The organism is Antarctobacter sediminis (assembly GCF_019218285.1).
In the GTDB taxonomy this organism is placed as follows: domain Bacteria; phylum Pseudomonadota; class Alphaproteobacteria; order Rhodobacterales; family Rhodobacteraceae; genus Antarctobacter; species Antarctobacter sediminis.
Genome location: NZ_JAHUZG010000001.1, coordinates 314,903 through 334,945, shown reverse-complemented (window position 1 = coordinate 334,945; position 20,043 = coordinate 314,903). Strand labels below are relative to the sequence as shown.

Sequence of the window (20,043 nt, the reverse complement as noted above, 5' to 3'; positions counted from 1 at the left end):
CTTACCGCATTTCCTTGCGGGCCTGACGCACGTTCCAGACAAGGATTGGCGTGACCAGCAGCATGATGACAATGGCCGAGGCAGATCCCACCCCCCAGTCATTGGCGCGGAACAGCTTGTCGAACATGTAGTTGGCCAGAACCTGCGTGCCCCATTGGCCGTTTGTCATGGCAAAGACGATGTCGAAGATCTTGAGCACGACCAGCGTGATCGTGGTCCAGACGACCATGATGGTCGGCATGATCTGCGGCACCTTGATCTTGAAGAAGATCTGGAACGGCCCTGCGCCGTCGACGATGGCAGCCTCGACCGTTTCCTCGGGAATGCCGCGCAGCGCGGCGCTGAGGATCACCATGGCAAAGCCGGTCTGGATCCAGATCAGCACCACCATGAGAAAGAAGTTGTTCCAGAACGGAATGGTCAGCCACTGCTGCGGGTCGGTGCCGCCAAACCAGATATACAGCGCATTCAGGATGCCGATCTGCTCTGCATCCGCCGGGCGCGCGTCATAGACCAGTTTCCAGATCACCGAGGCCCCGACAAAACTGATCGCCATGGGCATGAAGATCAGCGACTTGGCGATATTGCCCCAGGCAATACGGTCGGTCAGCTGCGCCGCCAAAAGCCCAAAGGCGGTGGACATGGCGGGCACGACGATGAGCCAGAGCATGTTGTTGCCCATGGCCTCCCAGAACTTGGCCTCGCCCATCATCTGCCGGTAATTGGCAAATCCGACAAAGGCGCCGCCCTGATCCCTGTCGGTCAGCGACAGGCGCAGTGTCTCGAACACCGGGTAGGCCAGATACAAGGTCAGCGCGAAAAGCGCCGGAAAGAGAAACAGCCAAGGGCGCACAAGGTTGGCGCGGTTGATGTTTCGGCCCGCATTGGGCCCGCGCGCCGGAAAGATGAACCGGTCAAGCGCCTGGTTCGAGGCCCAGAAGTACCCAACGCAGGCCCCCACGCCGATCACGATTGTCAGAAGTCCCTGTAGCGCCGGATGCATGCCGTGCTCCCTGTCTCTCTGGAAAGTGGCGGCGCGTTCCATTGCGCGCCGCTGCCCGCCAAGACACCCGCCCCGGACCAGCTCCGGGGCCTCTGCCCTATCCGCCGGACAACCGGCCCGGACCGAGGTCCCGGGTCAAGCCCGGGACAGGTGACACTTGTTCGAACGGCTTACTTGAGCGCGTCCCAGCTATCCTGGATCTCCTTGGCGACATCCGCCGCAGGCTTGCCGCCCGCGTAGTCGACCATGCCGGTCCAGAAGCTGCCCGCGCCAACGCCGCCCGGCATCAGGTCGGACCCGTCAAAGCGGAAGGTTGTCGCCTCCAGCAGGATGTTGTTCATCTTGGCTGTGGCCTCGTCCTTGAACTTGGACGGATCGACCGTTTTCAGCGGCGTCATGAAACCACCGTTCGCCATCCAGATCTCATGCGCCTCGTTGGTCTGGAGGAAGGCGATCAGATCGTGTGCGGCATCGTTTTCGTTGGTGATCGCCCAAAGAGTCCCCGCGCCCAGAACCGGCTGCCCCAGATCCTTGTCGGCATAGGCCGGGAAATAGAAGAAATCGGCATCCAGACCGACCTCGGTGCCTTCCGGGAAGAAGGTCGGGATGAACGACGCCTGGCGGTGCATCATGCATTGCGGCGGTGCCGAAAACAGGCCCTTGGGGCTGTCGCGGAAATCGGTCGAGGCCACGGCCGACTGACCGCCCGCCACCTTGCCGTCGGCGATGAAGGTGCCGAATTCCTCGATCGCGGCAACGACCCGCGGATCGTCGAAGGAAATCTCGTTCGCAACCCATTGGTCATAGACCTCGGGCGGCTGGGTGCGCAGCATCAGGTCCTCGACCCAGTCCGTCGCCGGCCAGCCTGTCGCGCCACCAGACCCCAGACCGACACACCACGGCGTTTCGCCATCGGCGATCATCTGCGCCTCAAGCTCTTTCAGCTCTTCCATCGTCGTGGGCACGTCATAGCCGAAATCAGCGAAGTTTTCCGGGTTGTACCAGACCAGCGATTTCACATCGACCTTGTAGAAGAAGCCAAACAGCTTGTCCGCGCCGTCCTTGTCCGCGTAGGTGCCCAGATCGACCCAGCTGTCGCCCGCAGCGTAATTCTCGCGCACCCACTCCGCGGTGCCATCCTTGAGCGGCGCAAGGAAACCGCGCGACGCCATGTCAGAGGCCAGACCCGGCTGCGGGAAAATCGCCACATGCGGTGCGGAGCCTGCCTCGGCATCGACGACGATCTGCTGCTCGAAACTGTCCGAACCCACATAGGACACGTCATGGCCGCTTTGCTCGGCGAAAGCGTCCAGAACCTGCAAGACCAGCTCTTGGTCCGGCCCAAGCCAGGGACCGAAGACGGTCAGCTTTTCCGCATGCGCCATGCCCGCGCTCAGCGCGACGGCCGCAACGCTCAGATAGAACGGTGACTTCATTGATGTTCCTCCCGGTTCCACGCCACCCCGCGTGGGTCATTCAGTTTACCGGCACCTTGGATCCTGCGCGTTTCCAAAGCGCTTTGGGCGTCGTCACTATCCGCGAGTCGCCCTGCCCTGTCAACGATTGACCCGTCTACTTTCCTTGAAAACATATGCTGCGCCGCAGCCAAGGCTTAAACCACCCTGCATCTGACCCCATGCTAGCCCTTGACAAATCCGAAGCGCTTTGAGCGATATGAGAGCATGAATCTCAAGCAACTGTCCGAACACCTCAACCTGTCCCAGACCACCGTCAGCCGCGCGCTGAACGGCTATCCCGAGGTAAGCGAAAAGACCCGGGAAAAGGTTCTGCGCGCCGCGCGCGAACTGAACTACAGCCCCAATGCCCGCGCCAAGGGGTTGGCCACCGGACGGGCGCAGGCCATCGGACACGTGCTGCCCATTTCTGACCAGCACGAGATGGTGAACCCGATTTTCGGGGATTTCATCGCAGGCGCGGGCAAGACCTATTCCAAGGCCGGTTACGAGGTGATGATCAGCCTTGTCGACGACAAGGATGAGGAAAACGCCTATCGCAAGATCCGCAGCCGGGGGAATGTCGACGGCATTATCGTGCATGGTCCGCGTATGGCCGACACGCGGATTGCGCTGCTGACCGAACTGGGCCTGCCCTTTGTGGTGCATGGCCGGGCCTCGGACGTGGCGCTGCCCTATTCGTGGCTGGACACCAACAACACCCGCGCCTTTCGGCGGGCCACGGATTTCCTGCTGGACCTTGGCCACCGCCGGATTGCGCTGGTCAACGGGTTGGAATTCATGGATTTCGCCCATCGCCGCCGCAAGGCCTATAGCGCCGCGCTGGCAGATCGCCATGTGCCCGAAGACCCGGCCCTGATGCGTTCGGGCGAGATGACCGAGGTCTACGGCTACCGCAGCGCGCGCGACATGCTGGCGCTGGACGACCGGCCAACGGGGTTTCTTGTGTCTTCGATGATCACGGCAATCGGCGTGCGCCGCGCCATACATGAAGCCGGGTTGGAAATGGGCCGCGACGTGTCCGTTATCACCCATGACGATGATCTGGGCTATCTGGGCAATGGCCACGAAGTCCCCATTTTCACCGCCACGCGGTCATCCGTCAGGGTCGCCGGCATGACGGCGGCCGAACTGCTGCTGGACCTGATCCGCAATCCGGGCCAACCGCCCTTGACCCGGTTGATGGAGGCCGAATTGATCATCGGCAGTTCGACCGGCCCTGCTCCACAAAGGTAAACCATGCGACATCACCGATCCGATTTTCCCGAAGGTTTCCTCTTCGGCTGCGCCACGTCGAGCTACCAGATCGAAGGCCATGGCCATGGTGGCGCGGGGCGCACGCAATGGGACGATTTCGCCGCCACCCCGGGCAATGTCGTGCGCTTTGAGCAAGGCGCGCGCGCCTGCGACCACTATCACCGCTACGAAGAGGATCTGGACCTGGTCCGGGACGCGGGCTTTGACGCCTATCGCTTTTCTCTCAGCTGGGCGCGGGTGCTCCCGGAGGGGCGCGGACCGGTCAACCAGCAGGGGCTGGATTTCTATGACCGCTTGACCGACGCGATGCTGGAACGCGGGATCAAACCCTGCGCCACGCTCTATCATTGGGAATTACCCTCCCCCTTGCTGGACCTTGGCGGTTGGCGCAATCGCGACATCGCCGACTGGTTTGCGGATTACACGCAGGTCATCATGTCCCGGATCGGTGACCGCATGTTTTCGGTCGCGCCGATCAATGAACCGTGGTGCGTAGCATGGCTCAGCCATTTCGACGGCCACCATGCCCCCGGCCTGCGCGACATTCGCGCCACGGCCCGCGCCATGCACCACGTGCTGCTGGCCCATGGGCGCGCGATCGAAACGATGCGCGGGCTGGGAATGAGCAATCTTGGCGGCGTCTTCAACATGGAATGGGCCGATCCCGCCGACAACAGCGACGCGGCCCGCGCCGCCGCCGACCGGTATGACGCCATCTACAACCATTGGTTCCTTGGCGGCGTCTTCAAAGGGGCCTACCCGCAGGCGGCGCTGGACGGGCTGGAGCCCCACCTGCCGACAGGCTGGCAGGACGATTTTCCAACCATCGGCGCGCCGCTCGACTGGTGCGGGATCAACTATTACACCCGCAAGCTGATCGCCGCCGCGGGCCACCCCTGGCCCAACTACAAAGAGGTCGAAGGCCCGCTGCCCAAGACCTTCATGGACTGGGAAATCTACCCGGACGGGCTGTATAATTTCCTCACCCGCACGGCACGCGAGTATACCGGCGACCTGCCGCTTTACGTGACCGAAAATGGCATGGCGTCACCAGACATGCTGCGGCAGGGCGCGGTCGACGACCCTGACCGCATCGCCTATCTGGACGCGCATCTGGACAAGGTCCGGCAGGTCATCGCCGAGGGTGTGCCCCTCAAGGGCTATTTCATCTGGTCCCTGTTGGACAATTACGAATGGGCGTTGGGGTACGAAAAACGCTTTGGGCTTGTACATGTGGATTTCGACACCTTGGCGCGGACCCCGAAGGCGTCGTATCACGCGCTTGCCAAAGCCCTGACCACCTGAAAGGCCCTGCCATGTCCCAAGAGCTTTCCGTTGTCGCCGACATCGGCGGCACCAACACGCGGGTTGCGCTGTGCGCCGGCGGCCAGATCGTCGAAGACTCGATCCGCAGGTTCCGCAACGCCGAAAACCCCGGGATCGGGCCGATCCTCGACAGCTACCTTGCTGAACAAAAGGTCCGCCCCGTCGGGGTCTGCATCGACATGGCGGGCCCGGTCAAGAATGGCGTCGGCACCCTGACCAACCTTGCCTGGACCGTGGACTCGGCCGCATTGCAAGCCCAGACCGGCGCGGACAAAGTGGCCGTGATCAACGATTTGCAGGCGCAGGGCTTTGCGGTCGCGCATCTTGGTCAGGACAGCCTGTCGCCGGTGCTGACCGGGCGCGAAGCCCCCGCCGGTGCCGCCCGGCTGGTCCTGAATGTCGGGACCGGGCTGAACGCCGTCTCCGTCCATTCCCATGGCGACCGGACGCTGGTCCCGGCGGCCGAGGCCGGGCATGTGTCCTTTCTTGCACGCGACGCCGAAGAACTGCGGTTGCTGGACTGGCTGACCGGCCGGATGGGACGTCCCGGGCTGGAAGAGATCCTTTCGGGCCGCGGGCTGGAGCATCTTTACGCATGGGTTTGCCATGATGAGGGCGACGGCCTGCCTCTGCCTGCCGCCGAAATCATGGCCGGGGTCGAGGCCGGTGACCCGCGCGCCCTGCGGGCCGTCCGCCTGTTCGTGCGCTTCCTTGGCCGCTATGCCGGAGATCTTGCGCTGATCACCCTGCCCTTTGGCGGCATCTATCTTGTCGGAGGCGTCACCCGCCACCTTGGCCCCCATCTGGGACCGCTGGGATTTGCCGAAGCCTTTGCCGACAAGGGCCGGTTCAACGCCTACATGACCCAATTCCCGGTCGATCTGGTGGTGGATGACTATGCCGCGCTGCGGGGCTGTGCCGCGCATCTGGCAGAGATCATGCCCGGCTGAAACCGGCTTTGGGGTTGAACGTGTCCGGGGGGCGGGCGATACCCTGCCCCAACACCTTGCCCGAAAGCCCCAGCATGACCCGCACCCGCCGCCCCGAGGCGTCCGCATGATCCTGCGCGCCATTTCCCTGATGATCCTCTCCATGGCCCTGCTGGCCGGGGCGGATGCGTTTTTCAAGCTGGCAACACAGGTCGCGCCCATCGGGCAGGTCATGACCATGGTCGGGCTTGGCGGCACGATGTTGTTCATCGTCATAGCCGCCGTGATGCGGGTGCCGCTTTGGACGCGGGACGCCCTGCACCCGATGGTCCTTTTGCGCAACCTGTTCGAGATCATCGGCGCTATCGGCCTTGTCTTTGGCCTGAAATACGTCTCGCTTCCGGTCTTTGCGGCCATCTTGCAAGCCGGGCCACTGATCGTGACCCTTGGCGCGGCGATCTTTCTCAAGGAACAGGTTGGCTGGCGCCGTTGGACCGCCGTTGCCGTGGGCATCGTCGGCATGTTGATGGTCATCCGCCCGCTGGGAGCGGGTTTCACCGGGTGGGAGCTTTTTGCCGTGATGGGCATTGCCGGTTTGTCCGCTCGGGATCTGGTTACGCGCCTGTCGCCCGCACATATCCCGGCCCTTGCCATTTCGACCTGGGGGTTCCTTGTCACACTCCTGCCCGGCGGCATCCTGTGGCTCATGGCCACTGACAACAACAGCTATGCGCCCGCGGCGCTTTGGCCGATCCTTGGCGCCGTGCTGGTCACAACCTCCGGCTATCTTGCGATTACTTCGGCCATGCGGCTGGCCCCAGCCTCGATCGTCGCGCCCTTCCGTTATACGCGGCTGGTATTCACTACAGGGCTGGGCGTGCTGATCTTTGGCGACCGCCCCGACGCGTGGACACTGGCCGGATCGGCGCTGATCCTCGTGGCGGGCCTGTATACCTTTCTCCGCGAGCGGCGGCTGGCACGTGCAGGCGTGCAAGGCTAGACGGCCCGCCGCCGATACGCGGCGCTGCGCTGTTAGCGCAACCCTTTGCCCGAAAGAGGCGTTAGCGCTATCGGTCGCGTTTACTTTCCGTCAGCGACTGATAAGAGAACGCCGAACCGACAGCCCAGAGGGACAAGACCCATGAGCACCATCATCGACATCCACGCGCGCGAGATCCTCGACAGCCGCGGCAACCCGACCGTCGAGGTCGACGTCACTCTCGAAGACGGCTCCATGGGCCGCGCCGCCGTGCCTTCGGGCGCATCGACCGGCGTCCACGAAGCCGTGGAAAAGCGCGACGGAGACAAGGCCCGCTATATGGGCAAAGGCGTGCTGGAAGCCGTGGCAAACGTGAACGGCGAACTGGCCGAGGCGATCCTTGGCTTTGACGCCACCGAACAGGTCGCCATCGACCTTGCCATGTGCGAACTGGACGGCACCGAAAACAAGGGCCGCCTTGGCGCCAATGCCATCCTCGGCGTGTCGCTGGCCACCGCAAAGGCCGCCGCGGAATTCACCGGCCAGCCGCTCTTCCGCTACGTGGGCGGCACCTCGGCCCGCACCCTGCCCGTGCCGATGATGAACATCATCAACGGCGGCGAACATGCCGACAACCCGATCGACATTCAGGAATTCATGATCATGCCGATCAGCGCGGACAACATCCGCGAAGCGGTGCGCATGGGCTCCGAGGTGTTCCACACCCTCAAGAAAGAGCTTTCGGCCGCGGGCCTGTCCACCGGCATCGGTGACGAAGGCGGCTTTGCCCCGAACATCGGCTCCTCGCGCCAGGCGCTGGATTTCATCCTGAACTCGATCGAGAAAGCCGGCTACAAACCCGGCGACGACATCATGCTGGCGCTCGACGCTGCCTCGACCGAATATTTCAAAGACGGCAAATACGAGATGAAGGGCGAAGGTCTGTCGCTGACCTCGGCCGAAAACGTCGACTACCTTGCCAAGCTCTGCGCCGACTACCCGATCCTCTCGATCGAAGACGGCTGCGCCGAGGACGACTGGGAGGGCTGGAAACTGCTGACCGAAGCCCTAGGTGACAAGGTTCAGCTGGTGGGCGACGATCTTTTCGTCACCAACCCCGCCCGCCTTGCAATGGGGATCGAACGCGGCTGCGCCAACTCGATGCTGGTCAAGGTCAACCAGATCGGCACCCTGACCGAGACACTGCAAGCGGTCGACATGGCGCATCGCGCGCGCATGACCAACGTCATGTCGCACCGTTCGGGCGAAACCGAAGACGCGACCATCGCTGATCTCGCTGTGGCCACGAATTGCGGCCAGATCAAGACCGGCTCGCTGGCGCGGTCTGACCGGTTGGCGAAATACAACCAACTGATCCGAATCGAAGAGATCCTGGAAGACACCGCAACCTATGCGGGACGCAGCATCCTGCGCTGACAACCCTTTGGTTTTCAAACCTTAACAGAGCCGCCCCGAACCCGGGGCGGCTCTATTCATTCGAGTAGAATTCCCTGAAAGGCAAGTGACGCGACCTTGGGGATTTCGTAGTTTTCACATGTTTGAATGTGATGACGGCCGCGCCTTTCAGCGGCCCCGGTGACGAGATTGAAGACATGACCCGGCTCTTTCCCCGCGATGGTTTCGAGTCCAGACTGGACGACATGCGCCGTGCCGAATACGGCTCCCGCTGGGAAATCGTGACGCGATACAGTGTCCTGACCATTGTCATCACGATCCTGCTGCTGCTCATAGACCGCAAGATCGCCGTCAGCTGGACCGCATGCTACGTCCTGCTGGAACTGGGCCTTGTGCTGACCCTCACCCAACCAAAGCTCTGCCCGCCGCATCTGCGCTACGGTCTGGCGCTGACGTTCTACCTCTTGTCTGCGCTCTGTTTCATGGCCTTGCCGCTCTATTTCATCGCGGCGCGAATTTCACCCGGCCTGACCTTCACCGGCGCCGCCGGGCTGGTTGGTTTCGGCCTATACACATTGCAACGGCCGCAAAAGGAAATCGGGTTTGTCATCGCGGATTGCCTGTTGGTCGGGATCCTGGTGTTGGCTCTGGTCATTGTCCTGCAACCCATGCTGGACCGCTGGATGGATCGTGTGATGGTGGCCTTTGTCGCCCTCGCAGTGCTGGGTTACTACATCGGATCGATGATCTCAGGCTGGCGCCTGCAATCGGACCTGCGCGCGGCGCAGAAACGCTATGCCAGCGCCCAGATGGCCCGCGCCCTCGGGCAATTCGTCGGCGGCGTGGCGCATGATTTCAACAACCAGCTGACGGTCATTCTGGGCAATCTCGAACTTTTCGACCAACTTGACCGGCCCGATGACCGCCGGCGCGCGCTCGAAGAAACCCGCAGCGCCGCCAGCCGGGCCGCCGTGACCGTCAAACAGTTGATGGCCTCCAGCGGACGCACCCGGCTGTCTCCTTCTGCCGTCCCGATCGAGGGGTTTCTCTACGATCTGGGTGAGGTGCTGAGCGACATGCTCCCACAAGCGATGACGGTCGAAATTACCCCGCCACCCGATCCGCTGGTGGCCCGCGTCGACCGCGACATGCTGGAAACCTGCGCCATTCAGCTCTGCCTCAACGCGCAAGAGGCCACCTCGGGACGGGGCACCATCCGCATCTCCGCCGATCGCCGTGCCATGCCGACAGACCTGTCGCCGCCCGCGGATGCGCCCCCTTTCATCGCTCTTGATATCGAGGATGACGGCCCCGGCGTCGCTTCCGAGGCACTGCCCATGTTGGCCGAACCTTTCTACAGCACGAAACCGGCACATGAGGGCCGTGGCCTAGGCCTGTCCAGCGTTGCCGGATTTGCGCGCCAGTCCGGCGGCGGCTTGCACCTCGACCGCCCGCTTCGCGGCGGATTACGCGCGACGCTCTACCTCATCGAGGCAACGAGTGCCGATCAACTCTCGGGCTCGACGTAGGTGCCCTGCTCTTTCAGCGCGTCGATCACTTCCTTGGGCATGTAGGTCTCATCGTGCTTGGCAAGAATTTCGGTCGCCTCGAACACCCCGTCAACATAACGGCCCGTGCCCACCATGCCCTGCTTCTCGGCAAAAAGATCGGGAAGGACACCGGTATAGACCACCGGCACCGTCGCCCCGCCATCCGTCACACGAAACCGGATCTGCTCTCCGTCGCCCCGCACCAGTGACCCTTCCTCGACCAACCCACCGATCCGGAAAACCTCGTTGGGCGCTGGCGGCTCTTCCATGACCTGGCTTGGCGAGCGAAAGAAATTGATCCCGTCCTTCATTGCATAGCCAATCAGCCCGGTTGACACGATCAAGGCCACCACGGCCAGGGCAATGATCTGGATTCGCCGTTGTTTCTTGAGCGACTTCAAAGCCATGAGACCCCCGTGCTTCCAACTTCCGGCAATATAGACAATCCCTGCTCCCAAGGGGAGAGCCCGGCGCGATTTGCCGCGCCCTGCCGCCTCTTCTGTCCGAAAATATCCCGGGAGGAGTTTGAGGAGGGCAGCGCCCTCCTCAAGGCCTGCGTGGCCTGAACGCAAACCAACCTGTGCGCCCATGGCGCACGACTGGATCAGGGGAAACAGGGTGCCAGCATCAACCCGGCGGTTTCCGCCGCACCCAACATCAGGTTGGCATTCTGCAAAGCCTGCCCCGAACTGCCCTTGGTCAGGTTGTCCAGTGCCGCCACCACAATCGCACGCCCGGGCCGCCGGTCTCCGGTCATGCCGATATGGCAGAAATTCGACCCGCGCACATGATGCGTCGAGGGCGTTTCACCAAAGGGCAGCACTTCGATGAATGGCTCATCCGCATAGGCCGCTTGAAGCGCCGCGTAGATCGCCTGCGGATCGCCTTTCAGGTAGGAGGTCGCAAGGATGCCCCGGTTGAATGGCCCAAGGTGCGGCGTGAACTGCACCTGCACCGGCCGACCGGCAAGCGCACTGAACTCCTGATCGAATTCGCCAAGGTGCCGGTGGGTGCCGCCTACGGCATAGGCATTGGTGCCCTCGCTCAGTTCCGCGTGAAGCAGGTTTTCCTTCAGCGACCGCCCGGCCCCGCTGACCCCGCATTGCAGATCCAGAATGATCTCGTCCAGGTCGATCACCCCGGCCGAAATCAGCGGCCGCAGGATGTATTGCCCGGTTGCCGCGTTACAGCCGGTTCCGGCCACAAGGCGCGCGTCCTTGATGGCGTCGCGGTAAAACTCGGTCAGGCCGTAAACGGCCTCTTTCTGCGTCTCTATGGCAGCGTGGGCATTGCCATACCATTTTTCGTAATCCGCCGGATCGCGCAGCCGGAAATCCGCCGACAGATCGACGATCTTCACGCTCTTGGGCAGTTGCGAGATCACCTCCTGCGAGGTCTTGTGCGGCAGGGCGCAGAAACACAGGTCGATTGCAGAAAAATCGATCTGCTCCCAAGTCACAAGATCCGGCAGATCAAGATGGCGCAGATGCGGAAAGACCTGCGCCATGCTCTGCCCGGCTTTGGAATTGGCCGCCAGCGCCTTGATTTCAAATGACGGATGGGTGGCCAAAAGCCGGATCAACTCGGCCCCGGTATAGCCCGAAGCCCCGATGATGGCGATGGAATGGGTCATGGCAAGTCACCTGCTGGATGATGCGTGCACGGCACGGCAACGCGAATGGGAAAGACAAAGGGAAAGGCGCGGCCCGGTCGGCGGGCAGCGGGCAGATCATCGTCGCAGGCGCAGGGTATTGAACGCGGACATGACATGGCTCCTTTGCTTTTTGGCTATAGACCCCCACCGGATCACGATCAACGATGAATTCCCCGTTCTTGCGCTTGAACGGCGCGCGCGGCGCGGTCATCATGCCGACATGGCCCGTATTGCTGATGACCAACCTGTTTCGATATTCCGATTGTTCTGGCGCATGGGGGGCTGGATCACGCTGATCTTTATTGCGCTGCTGCTGGTCCTGACCCTGATCAGCCACACGACGCTGAACCTTGCAAACCGGTTCGATCAGGAAGGCCGCGAAACCGCCGCCGACATCGTCGACAAACGGCGCGAGGTCACAACAGACAGCGACGGGGATCGTGAGGTCACCTATTATTTTGACCTACGGTTCGAAACCCACGAAGGCGAGCGTGTGGTCGTCAGCCGCTCGGTCGGCAGTTCGCTCTACCATCGTCATGAGATTGGTGAACGACTGCCGATCTGGTATCTCCAAAGCGATCCGGAAAGGACCGAGCTCAACCGCGGAGAAAACCGGACCACCTCGATCGTGACCCGCTGGATCGCGCTGGTCTTTGGTCTTGGCGCGCTGGTGGCCATGTGGATTCCGGGCCGTTGGGCCGTGGCCGCCGTGCGAGCGCGCCGCTACGGCGCGCGGGAAACGGCTCATGTGACCGGCATGAAAGCCACCAACTATCGCGTCAACAACAAGTACCGTTATCGCCTGACGTGGAAAGAGGCCAGCGGACGCCAAGGAGAAAGCCTCGCCTACAAGGAACATCAGCTGGAACCCTATCGTCCCGGACAGGAAATCGTCGTCTATCAGGGGATCAAGCGGGCATGGTGGTCCGGCGACATCGGGGAACGTCCCGGCGGAGGGCGCTAGGCACCATGGGTTGGCTGCAATCGTTGTTCACCGGTGACACCAAAAGCGTGACCGGCGCGCTGGCGCTGCTGGCGATTTCTTCTCTGGTCGCGGTTTTGGGCTGGCTGGGCAAGGCCACGGCGCAGGCCGTGGGCGACTGGCGCCAGCGGCGGCGCGATGCGGATGACCGTCAGCGCCATCTGGCCGAAGTGCTTGTCGATATCCTGATCCATGCCGATTTCGACGACCGCAGTGTAACCGGGATTATCGAAACACGCCGGATCGCGGCATTGAAAGAACAGATCGATTCCGGTCCGTCGGACTATCGGCCTTTTGTTCCGCCCGAAGCGCCCGACCCCAGTTTCGGAGACTATCGCGCGGTGCGCCGTCGCCTCAGCATCGAACTGATGGTGGCCTGCGACCGGTTCTTCGACAATTCGCAATTGTTCCACGGCTATTACGCGCATCTGGCCACCGAGGATTTTGCGGCATTAAGCGCGGAACGCAAGAAGCAGGCGCTGGATACGCTCGTAGCCCTTGGCGAAAAGGTGCAAGCGGATTACCAACGCCTGTCGGCAGCCATGGCGAACTCGCCCGAAGCCGGCGAGATTCATGACAAAGTGATGGAAGTCTTGCCGCCCCGTCAGGACACCTGGCCCGGCGCCTAGGCGGAACCGGGTCAGACGATCGGGGGAAGCGGGCCGTTCATGGACATGGTCTGATCTCCTCTACGCCCCAACATATAGGCGGGATCGCCGGAAAAATCAATCCGGCGACCGCCATGACGCCGCGGTTCAGGCGGGGTCGAAAGTGATTTTCCGACGCAGGAATTGCGTCGCATTCTGCGAGACCTTGGCCGGGTTACCGGTGGTCAAAAAGCCGCCCTCTGTCCCCGCGCCCATCATGTCCGGATGCCGACCGAGGTAGTCCGCCAGAGATTCGGCCACAAGGTTGGCCTGCGAATAGACCTTCACCTCTGGCCCCAGCGCCTCTTGAAAGATGTCCTGCATCAGCGGGTAATGAGTGCAGCCAAGGATTGCCGCCTCCGGGGTGGGCATTTTGCGTTTCAGCGCATCCACATGGCTCCGCACCAGCGCCTCTGCAAGGATCATGTCGCCTTCCTCGATCGCATCGACCAGACCGCCGCAGGCCTGCGCCTCGACATCGACGCCGATGGCGCGAAAGGCCAGTTCACGCTGAAAGGCGCGGCTGCGGACCGTGGCGGGGGTGGCAAAAAGGGCAACATGTTCCACAGCCACTTCGCGCGGCGGGCTATTGTCGCCCCATTGGCGTTCGGTCAGTGCCTCAATCAGCGGCACGAACACGCCGAGCACCCGTTTGTCCCGCGGGATCCAGCTTTCCTGCATCCGCCGCAGTGCCGCCGCCGAGGCGGTATTGCAGGCAAGGATCACAAGGTCACAGCCCGCGTCCCACAGCCGTTCGGTCGCCGCGCAGGTCAGGTTATAGACATCATCCGCGTCACGCACACCGTAGGGCGCATGCTTGTTGTCGCCAAAGTAGACGAATGGCACCTCGGGCAGCCGACGCGACACCGCGTCCAGAACCGTCAGCCCGCCAAGCCCGCTGTCGAAAACCCCTACCGCCATTTGCGCCCCGCTCTTGCCCCGCGACGCGCGTCTGTCAGTGGCGCGCCTTCGGCTTTTCCCTGTGTTTCTCTTCGAACTCGAACCCGTAGTCGTAGGACTTCAGGGGAGTCGGAGACAGGTCATAAGTCGCTTTGCGCAGGAAATCCATCATCGCCCGTGCGTCCTTGGCCCGCACGTCAATTTCCGCCCGCGGGATGGGGGTGCCGATGGCCACACGCACAGGTGTATCCACGCGCTTGCGGAACTCCTTGATCAACAGGCCCATGCGCAGCGTGTAGTGCAGATGGCTCGCCAATTGGAACAGCCGCGAGGTATGCCCGTCAAAGTAGATCGGCACAACCGTGGCCTCGGACTTGGCGATCAGGCGCGCCGTGAACAGACGCCAACCGGGGTCCATCGGCTTGCCAAAGGGGCGTTCCGCCGTGGCCACCGTGCCGCCGGGAAAGATCCCAATGCACCCGCCGTCACCCAGATAGCCAAGCGCCTCTTTCCGGGTGGCGATGTTCTGTTGCATCGCCTCTTTCGTTTCGTCGAAATTCACCGGCAGGATAATGCGGTTCAGTTCTTCCGCCTTGCGAAAGACGCTGTTGGCAAGGATGCGGAAATCACCACGCACGACCGAAAGGATGTGCCCCATGATCAGCCCGTCGAGGATACCATAGGGATGGTTGGCGATCACAATCAACGGCCCTTCCTTGGGCAGGTTGTCAAGGCTGCCCGCAATGACATCCAGACCAAGCCCGTAGCGTTCGACCATGACCTGCCAGAAGTCGCGCCCTTGCGCGACCTCGTTTTCATATCCTTCGGCACGCCGGATCAGGCCGATGCGGCCAGTGGCATTTTCCATGAGCCGGATCATGGCGCGTCCGCCGCGCGTGCTGGCGGAATAGCTGTACGAAATATCACGGGCAACGTGACGCCGGTTGGGCATCTGGCGTGAATCCTCCTTGCAACCTCGGCCCATTTTAAGGCCGCCGCGCCGAATGCACCAGATTCTGTGACGCCTTCATGAAAGTTTCATGAAAAGCCTCTCAGAACCCGGTGTTTTCCTTATTCGGCTGCCGCCTTCAGAGGGGCACCACCTTGCCGCAGAACGGACAACAGTTCTTCGCGCCGTTTCGCGGCCTTGGCTTCGTTCGCTGCTTTGACCGGGCCAAAGCCCCGGATCTGCAACGGCAGTTCAGCCAGAGCGACCAAGGCATCCATGGTTTCCGGGGCGGCTTTGGGCAGCCACTCGGCCATGTCCGCCTCGTATTGCGCGATCAGGGCGCGTTCCATGCGGCGCTCTTCGGTGCGGCCAAACAGATCCAGCGGTGTCCCCCGCAGCCCCTTCAGACGCGCCATAAGGCGGAACCAGCGCAACATGCCCTCGCTATAGGTCTTTTTGACCGGACGGCCGTCCGAGCCTACTTTTGAGACGATCGGCGGCGCAAGGTGAAACTGCATTTCGAAAGTGCCGTCAAAGGTCTGTTCCGCCTTCGCCCGCGTTTCCAGCAAGAGCCGCGCCACCTCGTATTCATCCTTGTAGGCCAAGAGTTTATGATACCCCTTGGCGACCGCCTCTTTCAGACGGGTATCGCCGATACCGTCCACCATTTTGCGATAGCGTTTGGCAAGTCCCTTGCCCTGGTATTTCACCAGATGATCGGCGCGGAACGCGATCCGATCCTCAAGGCTCTTGGGCAGGTCGACCACCTTTGACTGCGTCAGTCCCGCCGCCTCGGCGGGATACAGAACTGCCCACCGACCGATCTCGAAGGCGCGCAGGTTGCGTTCCACCGCCGCGCCGTTCAGTTCGACCGCCTCCTTGATGGATTGATGCGACAGCGGCACAAGGCCCTGCTGCCATGCCGCCCCCAGAATCATCATGTTGGAGAAAATCGAGTCTCCAAGCGTCACGCGCGCCAGATCGGAGGCGTCAAAAAAGGCCACCCGATCCTGCAACCGCGCCTCAAGCGCCAGACGCAACTGGTCCGTGGGCAGGTGGAATTCGGTGTTGCGCGTGAACTCACCGGTGATGATCTCATGACTGTTGACCACGGCTCCGGTCCGCCCGGCGCGCGTCAGGCCCAGTGTCTTGGCCCCTGCGGACACGACCAGATCGCCGCCGATCAGCGCATCCGCCTCGCCGGTTGCGACGCGCACGGCCGAGATGTCATCGGGCTTTTCCGCCAGACGCAAATGGATATGGACGGCGCCGCCCTTCTGTGCCAGCCCGGCCATTTCCATCATGGCCGCGCCTTTGCCGTCGATCTGGGCTGCCTGCGCCAGAACCGCGCCCACGGTCACAACACCCGTTCCGCCCACGCCGGTGATGATGACGTTGTGCGTGCCGTCGATCTGCGGCAGCGCCGGTGCGGGCATGTCAGGCAGGTCCAGCGCAGTGGTCGGCGCTTTCTTGACCTGCGCGCCTTTCAGGGTCACGAAGCTGGGACAAAAGCCCTTGAGGCAAGAGAAATCCTTGTTGCAGGCGCTTTGGTCGATGGCCCGTTTACGGCCCAGCTCGGTTTCTTCGGGCACGATTGCCACACAGTTCGACTGTACGCCGCAATCGCCGCAACCTTCGCAAACATCGGTGTTGATGAAGACGCGCTGATCCGGGTCGGGGAACTTGCCCCGCTTGCGACGGCGGCGCTTCTCTGCGGCACAGGTCTGCACGTAGATGATCGCAGACACGCCTTCGACCTCGGACATGCGTTTCTGCACACTGTCCATCTCGGCCCGTTCAAAGGTCTGCACATCCGAAGGGAACGACGCCGGGTTCACCTCTTCCTTTTCATCATAGACCACGGCCAGCGCCTGAACGCCCATAGCCCGGAGTTCCGCCGCAATGCGCTGAGGCGTCAGTCCGCCCTCGTTCGGCTGCCCGCCGGTCATGGCCACGGCATCGTTGAAGAGGATCTTGTAGGTGATATTGGTTCCCGCGGCGAGCGCGGCCCGGATCGCCTGAACGCCCGAGTGGTTGTAGGTGCCGTCACCGAGGTTCTGGAACACATGCGGGCGCTTGGAAAACGGGGCTTCGCCGATCCAGTTCGCACCCTCGGCCCCCATATGGGTAAATCCCTGCGTTTCGCGATCCATCCACTGCACCATGTAGTGACAACCGATGCCGGCATAGGCACGGCTGCCTTCGGGCACCTTGGTCGAGGTATTGTGCGGACATCCCGCGCAAAAATAGGGAACACGTGCCGCGATCTCGGGCAGGTTGTCGGCGCGGGCGGCCTCTTCGATCCGGGTCAGGCCAGCCTTGACCGCGTCCGTGCCGCGCCCCTCTTCGACCAGAATCTCGCCCAGCTTGCGGGCGATCCACGTAGGATCCAGCGCGCCACGTGTCGGGAACAGTTCTTCGCGGTGCAGGCCACCTGCCCCGCCCTTGTACCAGCCGTAGACGCGATAGCGGTTGTCGTCGAACAGCGCTTCCTTGACCTGAATCTCGATCAGCTTGCGCTTTTCCTCGACGATCACGATCAGGTCCAGCCCTTCGGCCCAGTCATGAAAGCCCCGCATGTCCAGCGGAAAGACCTGCCCGATCTTGTAGGTGGTGATGCCCAGCCGTTCGGCTTCGGGTTCGTCAATGCCCAGCAGGCTCATCGCATGTTGCAGGTCGAGCCAGTTCTTGCCCGCCGCGACAAAGCCGATCTTGGCACCCGGCTTGCCCCAGACGCGCTTGTCCATGCGGTTGGCATGGGAAAACGCCTCGGCCGCGAAGCGCTTGTAATCAATCATCCGCGTTTCTTGCGCATGCGGCGTGTCAGCCAAGCGGATGTTCAGCCCGCCGTCGGGCATGTCGAAATCGGGAGTGACAAGGTTCACGCGGTCGATACGTCCGTCCACGACCGCCGTCGCCTCGATGGTGTCCTTCATGGTCTTGAGACCAACCCAGACCCCGGCGAAGCGCGACAGCGCATAGCCATACAGGCCGTAGTCCAGAATTTCCTGCACGCCGGCGGGCGACACCACGGGCATATAGGCATCCACAAGCGCCCATTCCGACTGGTGCAGCACGGTCGAGCTTTCCCCGGTATGGTCGTCGCCCATGGCCATCAGCACGCCGCCATGTTTGGACGTGCCCGCCATATTGGCATGCCGCATGGCGTCTCCCGAGCGGTCGACGCCGGGTCCCTTGCCATACCAAAGGCCAAAGACGCCGTCGAACTTGCCCTCGCCGCGCAGCTCTGCCTGTTGACTGCCCCAAAGTGCGGTGGCGGCAAGATCTTCGTTAAGACCCTCGTTGAACAGAACGTCAGCGGCCCTCAGTTGTTTTTCCGCCTTGCGCATCTGCAAGTCGACCGCCCCCAGAGGCGATCCGCGATAGCCCGTCACATAGCCTGCGGTGTTCAACCCGGCGGCCCGGTCCCGTTCTTTCTGGGTCAACATCAGACGGACAAGCGCCTGGGTGCCGTTCAGCAGCACGGTCTCCTTTTCCAGATCGAAACGGTCGTTCAGAGAAATCCTGTGCTTGCTCATGACGCGCCTCCCAACGCAGAAGATATGTGCAATTGGGGCAAAATATAGGTCACAGTTGCTGACCTTAACAAGGAAAATATCGCAAAAGTGACGCTCTAGGCCTGTAATCTTCTTAACAAAATCATTCTGTCGTATATTGAGATCAGCAGACAAGACCGTGGCGCCATGGACTGGGACAAGCTAAGAATATTTCACGCCGTTGCCGACGCAGGCAGCCTGACGCACGCCGGAGACGCCCTTCACCTGTCGCAATCGGCGGTGTCGCGGCAGATTCGTGCCTTGGAAGAATCGCTCAATACGACTCTGTTCCACAGGCACGCCCGCGGCCTGATCCTGACGGAACAGGGCGAACTGCTGTTCGATGCCACCAGCGCGATGATAAAGCGGATAGATGCGGCCACCGCGCGCATCCGCGACAGCGAAGAAGAAGTCTTTGGTGAGCTCCGGGTTACCACCACACATGGCTTCGGCGCGCTCTGGCTGGCCCCGCGCCTGACCAAGCTCTATGAGAAATACCCGGATCTCAATATTGACCTGATGCTGGAAGAACGCGTTCTTGACCTTCCCATGCGGGAGGCCGATGTGGCGATCCGCATGAAGGAACCCAGCCAGGCGGACCTCATCCGAAAACGGTTGATGAGCATTCGCATGCGCCTCTACGCCTCTCCGGAATACCTTGCCGACCAGGGTGAACCGACACGGCTTGAGGATATGAGCGGCCATCGGTTGATCTGTCAGAACCCGAATTCGGCACAGGTATCGGCGGGCAAGGCGCTGGTTCAACAGTTGCTGGCCTATGAAATGCCGGCCACTTTGACCGTGAACAACTATTTCGGCGTGTTGCAGGCCGTGATCTCGAACCTCGGCATCGGCGTTCTGCCCGATTACATCATCGAGGACTTTCCAAAGGTGAAACGCGTCCTGCCGGACGTGGAATCCGTCGAAGTGCCCGTCTTCCTCGCCTACCCCGAAGAACTGAGACAATCCAAGCGTGTAGCCGCATTCCGGGACTTTGTTCAGGAAGAGATCATTGCCCACCGCCGTCAGGTGCGCGCGCTGGTCGAGGACTGAACTCCGCCCGAAAAACAGGCAAAAACGCTGTGGTATGCACATCACGCATAGCGGAAATGCTGCGCGTGCGACGTGAAATGGCTTGATCGAGTCAGTCGTGATGACATATTCGGCAAATGAACGATGAAACGCTCATTCGCGGTTCATCTTCATACCTCCCTGTTGGACTTCGGCCGAGCTTTGTGCTCGGCCTTTTTTTTTGGCTCATCGAATGAGCAAAAAGTAAATCCACTAGATTTAGTTAGACGCTGCGACGCGCCCGCAGCATCTGCGACCGTCTGTTTTGTCCGCTACCAAAGCGTTCTGATCCGCCTTCACCCCGCCACGGCCATGGCGCAGGACCGCGCGCATGGGCAGACAAGGGAA

General features: G+C 61.9%; 16 protein-coding genes. 9 read left to right on the top strand and 7 right to left on the bottom strand.

Features of this window, described 5'->3' with window-relative positions; genetic code table 11:
* Nucleotide 1: 1 nt before the first annotated feature.
* Together KJP30_RS01640 and KJP30_RS01635 are read right to left on the bottom strand one after the other, a co-directional pair.
* Nucleotides 2-1,003, bottom strand: a complete 1,002-nt coding sequence (locus tag KJP30_RS01640; protein ID WP_218447228.1) for a carbohydrate ABC transporter permease — start codon at nucleotides 1,001-1,003, stop codon at nucleotides 2-4.
* Nucleotides 1,004-1,173: 170 nt separating this feature from the next.
* Nucleotides 1,174-2,439, bottom strand: a complete 1,266-nt coding sequence (locus KJP30_RS01635; RefSeq protein WP_218447227.1) for an ABC transporter substrate-binding protein — start codon at nucleotides 2,437-2,439, stop codon at nucleotides 1,174-1,176.
* Nucleotides 2,440-2,685: 246 nt separating this feature from the next.
* On the opposite strand from KJP30_RS01635, the gene KJP30_RS01630 reads away from it, so the two are divergent.
* The 6 genes from KJP30_RS01630 to KJP30_RS01605 all read left to right on the top strand — a co-directional run bounded on the left by KJP30_RS01630 (nucleotide 2,686) and on the right by KJP30_RS01605 (nucleotide 9,914).
* Nucleotides 2,686-3,714 carry a LacI family DNA-binding transcriptional regulator gene (locus tag KJP30_RS01630; RefSeq protein WP_218447226.1) on the top strand — a complete coding sequence of 343 codons (1,029 nt, stop codon included), beginning with the start codon at nucleotides 2,686-2,688 and terminating at the stop codon, nucleotides 3,712-3,714.
* 3 nt (nucleotides 3,715-3,717) lie between these two features.
* Nucleotides 3,718-5,040, top strand: coding sequence for a GH1 family beta-glucosidase (locus KJP30_RS01625; protein WP_218447225.1), 1,323 nt, complete (start codon nucleotides 3,718-3,720; stop codon nucleotides 5,038-5,040).
* 11 nt (nucleotides 5,041-5,051) lie between these two features.
* Nucleotides 5,052-6,011: a glucokinase gene (locus KJP30_RS01620; RefSeq protein ID WP_218447224.1), complete on the top strand. Its 960-nt coding sequence runs from the start codon at nucleotides 5,052-5,054 to the stop codon at nucleotides 6,009-6,011.
* 106 nt (nucleotides 6,012-6,117) lie between these two features.
* Nucleotides 6,118-6,990, top strand: coding sequence for a DMT family transporter (locus tag KJP30_RS01615; protein WP_218447223.1), 873 nt, complete (start codon nucleotides 6,118-6,120; stop codon nucleotides 6,988-6,990).
* Between the two features lie 141 nt (nucleotides 6,991-7,131).
* Entirely contained in the window at nucleotides 7,132-8,406 is a 1,275-nt protein-coding gene (gene eno / locus KJP30_RS01610) for a phosphopyruvate hydratase (protein ID WP_218447222.1), read from the top strand.
* 131 nt (nucleotides 8,407-8,537) lie between these two features.
* Nucleotides 8,538-9,914: a sensor histidine kinase gene (locus tag KJP30_RS01605; RefSeq protein ID WP_218447221.1), complete on the top strand. Its 1,377-nt coding sequence runs from the start codon at nucleotides 8,538-8,540 to the stop codon at nucleotides 9,912-9,914.
* Here KJP30_RS01605 and ccmE read toward each other — a convergent pair.
* Together ccmE and argC are read right to left on the bottom strand one after the other, a co-directional pair.
* Entirely contained in the window at nucleotides 9,893-10,342 is a 450-nt protein-coding gene (ccmE, locus tag KJP30_RS01600; RefSeq protein ID WP_218447219.1) for a cytochrome c maturation protein CcmE, read from the bottom strand. The genes KJP30_RS01605 and ccmE overlap by 22 nt on opposite strands.
* A 197-nt stretch (nucleotides 10,343-10,539) precedes the next feature.
* Nucleotides 10,540-11,568 carry an N-acetyl-gamma-glutamyl-phosphate reductase gene (argC, locus tag KJP30_RS01595; RefSeq protein ID WP_218447218.1) on the bottom strand — a complete coding sequence of 343 codons (1,029 nt, stop codon included), beginning with the start codon at nucleotides 11,566-11,568 and terminating at the stop codon, nucleotides 10,540-10,542.
* 130 nt (nucleotides 11,569-11,698) lie between these two features.
* On the opposite strand from argC, the gene KJP30_RS01590 reads away from it, so the two are divergent.
* A complete protein-coding gene (locus KJP30_RS01590) occupies nucleotides 11,699-12,553 on the top strand; it encodes a DUF3592 domain-containing protein (protein WP_218447217.1) in 855 nt (284 codons plus the stop codon).
* Between the two features lie 5 nt (nucleotides 12,554-12,558).
* Entirely contained in the window at nucleotides 12,559-13,200 is a 642-nt protein-coding gene (locus tag KJP30_RS01585; protein WP_218447216.1) for a hypothetical protein, read from the top strand.
* 126 nt (nucleotides 13,201-13,326) lie between these two features.
* On the opposite strand, the gene KJP30_RS01580 is transcribed toward KJP30_RS01585, so the two are convergent.
* The 3 genes from KJP30_RS01580 to KJP30_RS01570 form a co-directional block, all read right to left on the bottom strand.
* Nucleotides 13,327-14,139: a glutamate racemase gene (locus KJP30_RS01580; protein ID WP_218447215.1), complete on the bottom strand. Its 813-nt coding sequence runs from the start codon at nucleotides 14,137-14,139 to the stop codon at nucleotides 13,327-13,329.
* Between the two features lie 34 nt (nucleotides 14,140-14,173).
* Nucleotides 14,174-15,070: a lysophospholipid acyltransferase family protein gene (locus KJP30_RS01575; protein ID WP_218447214.1), complete on the bottom strand. Its 897-nt coding sequence runs from the start codon at nucleotides 15,068-15,070 to the stop codon at nucleotides 14,174-14,176.
* 119 nt (nucleotides 15,071-15,189) lie between these two features.
* The gene (locus tag KJP30_RS01570; RefSeq protein WP_218447213.1) at nucleotides 15,190-18,606 is read right to left on the bottom strand and encodes an indolepyruvate ferredoxin oxidoreductase family protein; all 3,417 of its coding nucleotides are present in this window, start codon (nucleotides 18,604-18,606) and stop codon (nucleotides 15,190-15,192) included.
* Nucleotides 18,607-18,771: 165 nt separating this feature from the next.
* On the opposite strand from KJP30_RS01570, the gene KJP30_RS01565 reads away from it, so the two are divergent.
* Entirely contained in the window at nucleotides 18,772-19,677 is a 906-nt protein-coding gene (locus KJP30_RS01565) for a LysR family transcriptional regulator (RefSeq protein ID WP_218447212.1), read from the top strand.
* Nucleotides 19,678-20,043: the final 366 nt, after the last annotated feature.

Excerpts from the sequence above, each read along its gene's own strand:
- KJP30_RS01565 (WP_218447212.1), top strand. The coding sequence starts at position 18,772 with ATGGACTGGGACAAGCTAAGAATATTTCACGCCGTTGCCGACGCAGGC.
- KJP30_RS01590 (WP_218447217.1), top strand. The coding sequence starts at position 11,699 with ATGACATGGCTCCTTTGCTTTTTGGCTATAGACCCCCACCGGATCACG.
- KJP30_RS01605 (WP_218447221.1), top strand. The coding sequence starts at position 8,538 with ATGACGGCCGCGCCTTTCAGCGGCCCCGGTGACGAGATTGAAGACATG.
- KJP30_RS01635 (WP_218447227.1), bottom strand. The coding sequence starts at position 2,439 with ATGAAGTCACCGTTCTATCTGAGCGTTGCGGCCGTCGCGCTGAGCGCG.
- ccmE (WP_218447219.1), bottom strand. The coding sequence starts at position 10,342 with ATGGCTTTGAAGTCGCTCAAGAAACAACGGCGAATCCAGATCATTGCC.
- KJP30_RS01615 (WP_218447223.1), top strand. The coding sequence starts at position 6,118 with ATGATCCTGCGCGCCATTTCCCTGATGATCCTCTCCATGGCCCTGCTG.
- KJP30_RS01625 (WP_218447225.1), top strand. The coding sequence starts at position 3,718 with ATGCGACATCACCGATCCGATTTTCCCGAAGGTTTCCTCTTCGGCTGC.
- KJP30_RS01580 (WP_218447215.1), bottom strand. The coding sequence starts at position 14,139 with ATGGCGGTAGGGGTTTTCGACAGCGGGCTTGGCGGGCTGACGGTTCTG.
- KJP30_RS01620 (WP_218447224.1), top strand. The coding sequence starts at position 5,052 with ATGTCCCAAGAGCTTTCCGTTGTCGCCGACATCGGCGGCACCAACACG.
- KJP30_RS01630 (WP_218447226.1), top strand. The coding sequence starts at position 2,686 with ATGAATCTCAAGCAACTGTCCGAACACCTCAACCTGTCCCAGACCACC.
- KJP30_RS01585 (WP_218447216.1), top strand. The coding sequence starts at position 12,559 with ATGGGTTGGCTGCAATCGTTGTTCACCGGTGACACCAAAAGCGTGACC.
- KJP30_RS01575 (WP_218447214.1), bottom strand. The coding sequence starts at position 15,070 with ATGCCCAACCGGCGTCACGTTGCCCGTGATATTTCGTACAGCTATTCC.
- eno (WP_218447222.1), top strand. The coding sequence starts at position 7,132 with ATGAGCACCATCATCGACATCCACGCGCGCGAGATCCTCGACAGCCGC.
- KJP30_RS01570 (WP_218447213.1), bottom strand. The coding sequence starts at position 18,606 with ATGAGCAAGCACAGGATTTCTCTGAACGACCGTTTCGATCTGGAAAAG.
- KJP30_RS01640 (WP_218447228.1), bottom strand. The coding sequence starts at position 1,003 with ATGCATCCGGCGCTACAGGGACTTCTGACAATCGTGATCGGCGTGGGG.
- argC (WP_218447218.1), bottom strand. The coding sequence starts at position 11,568 with ATGACCCATTCCATCGCCATCATCGGGGCTTCGGGCTATACCGGGGCC.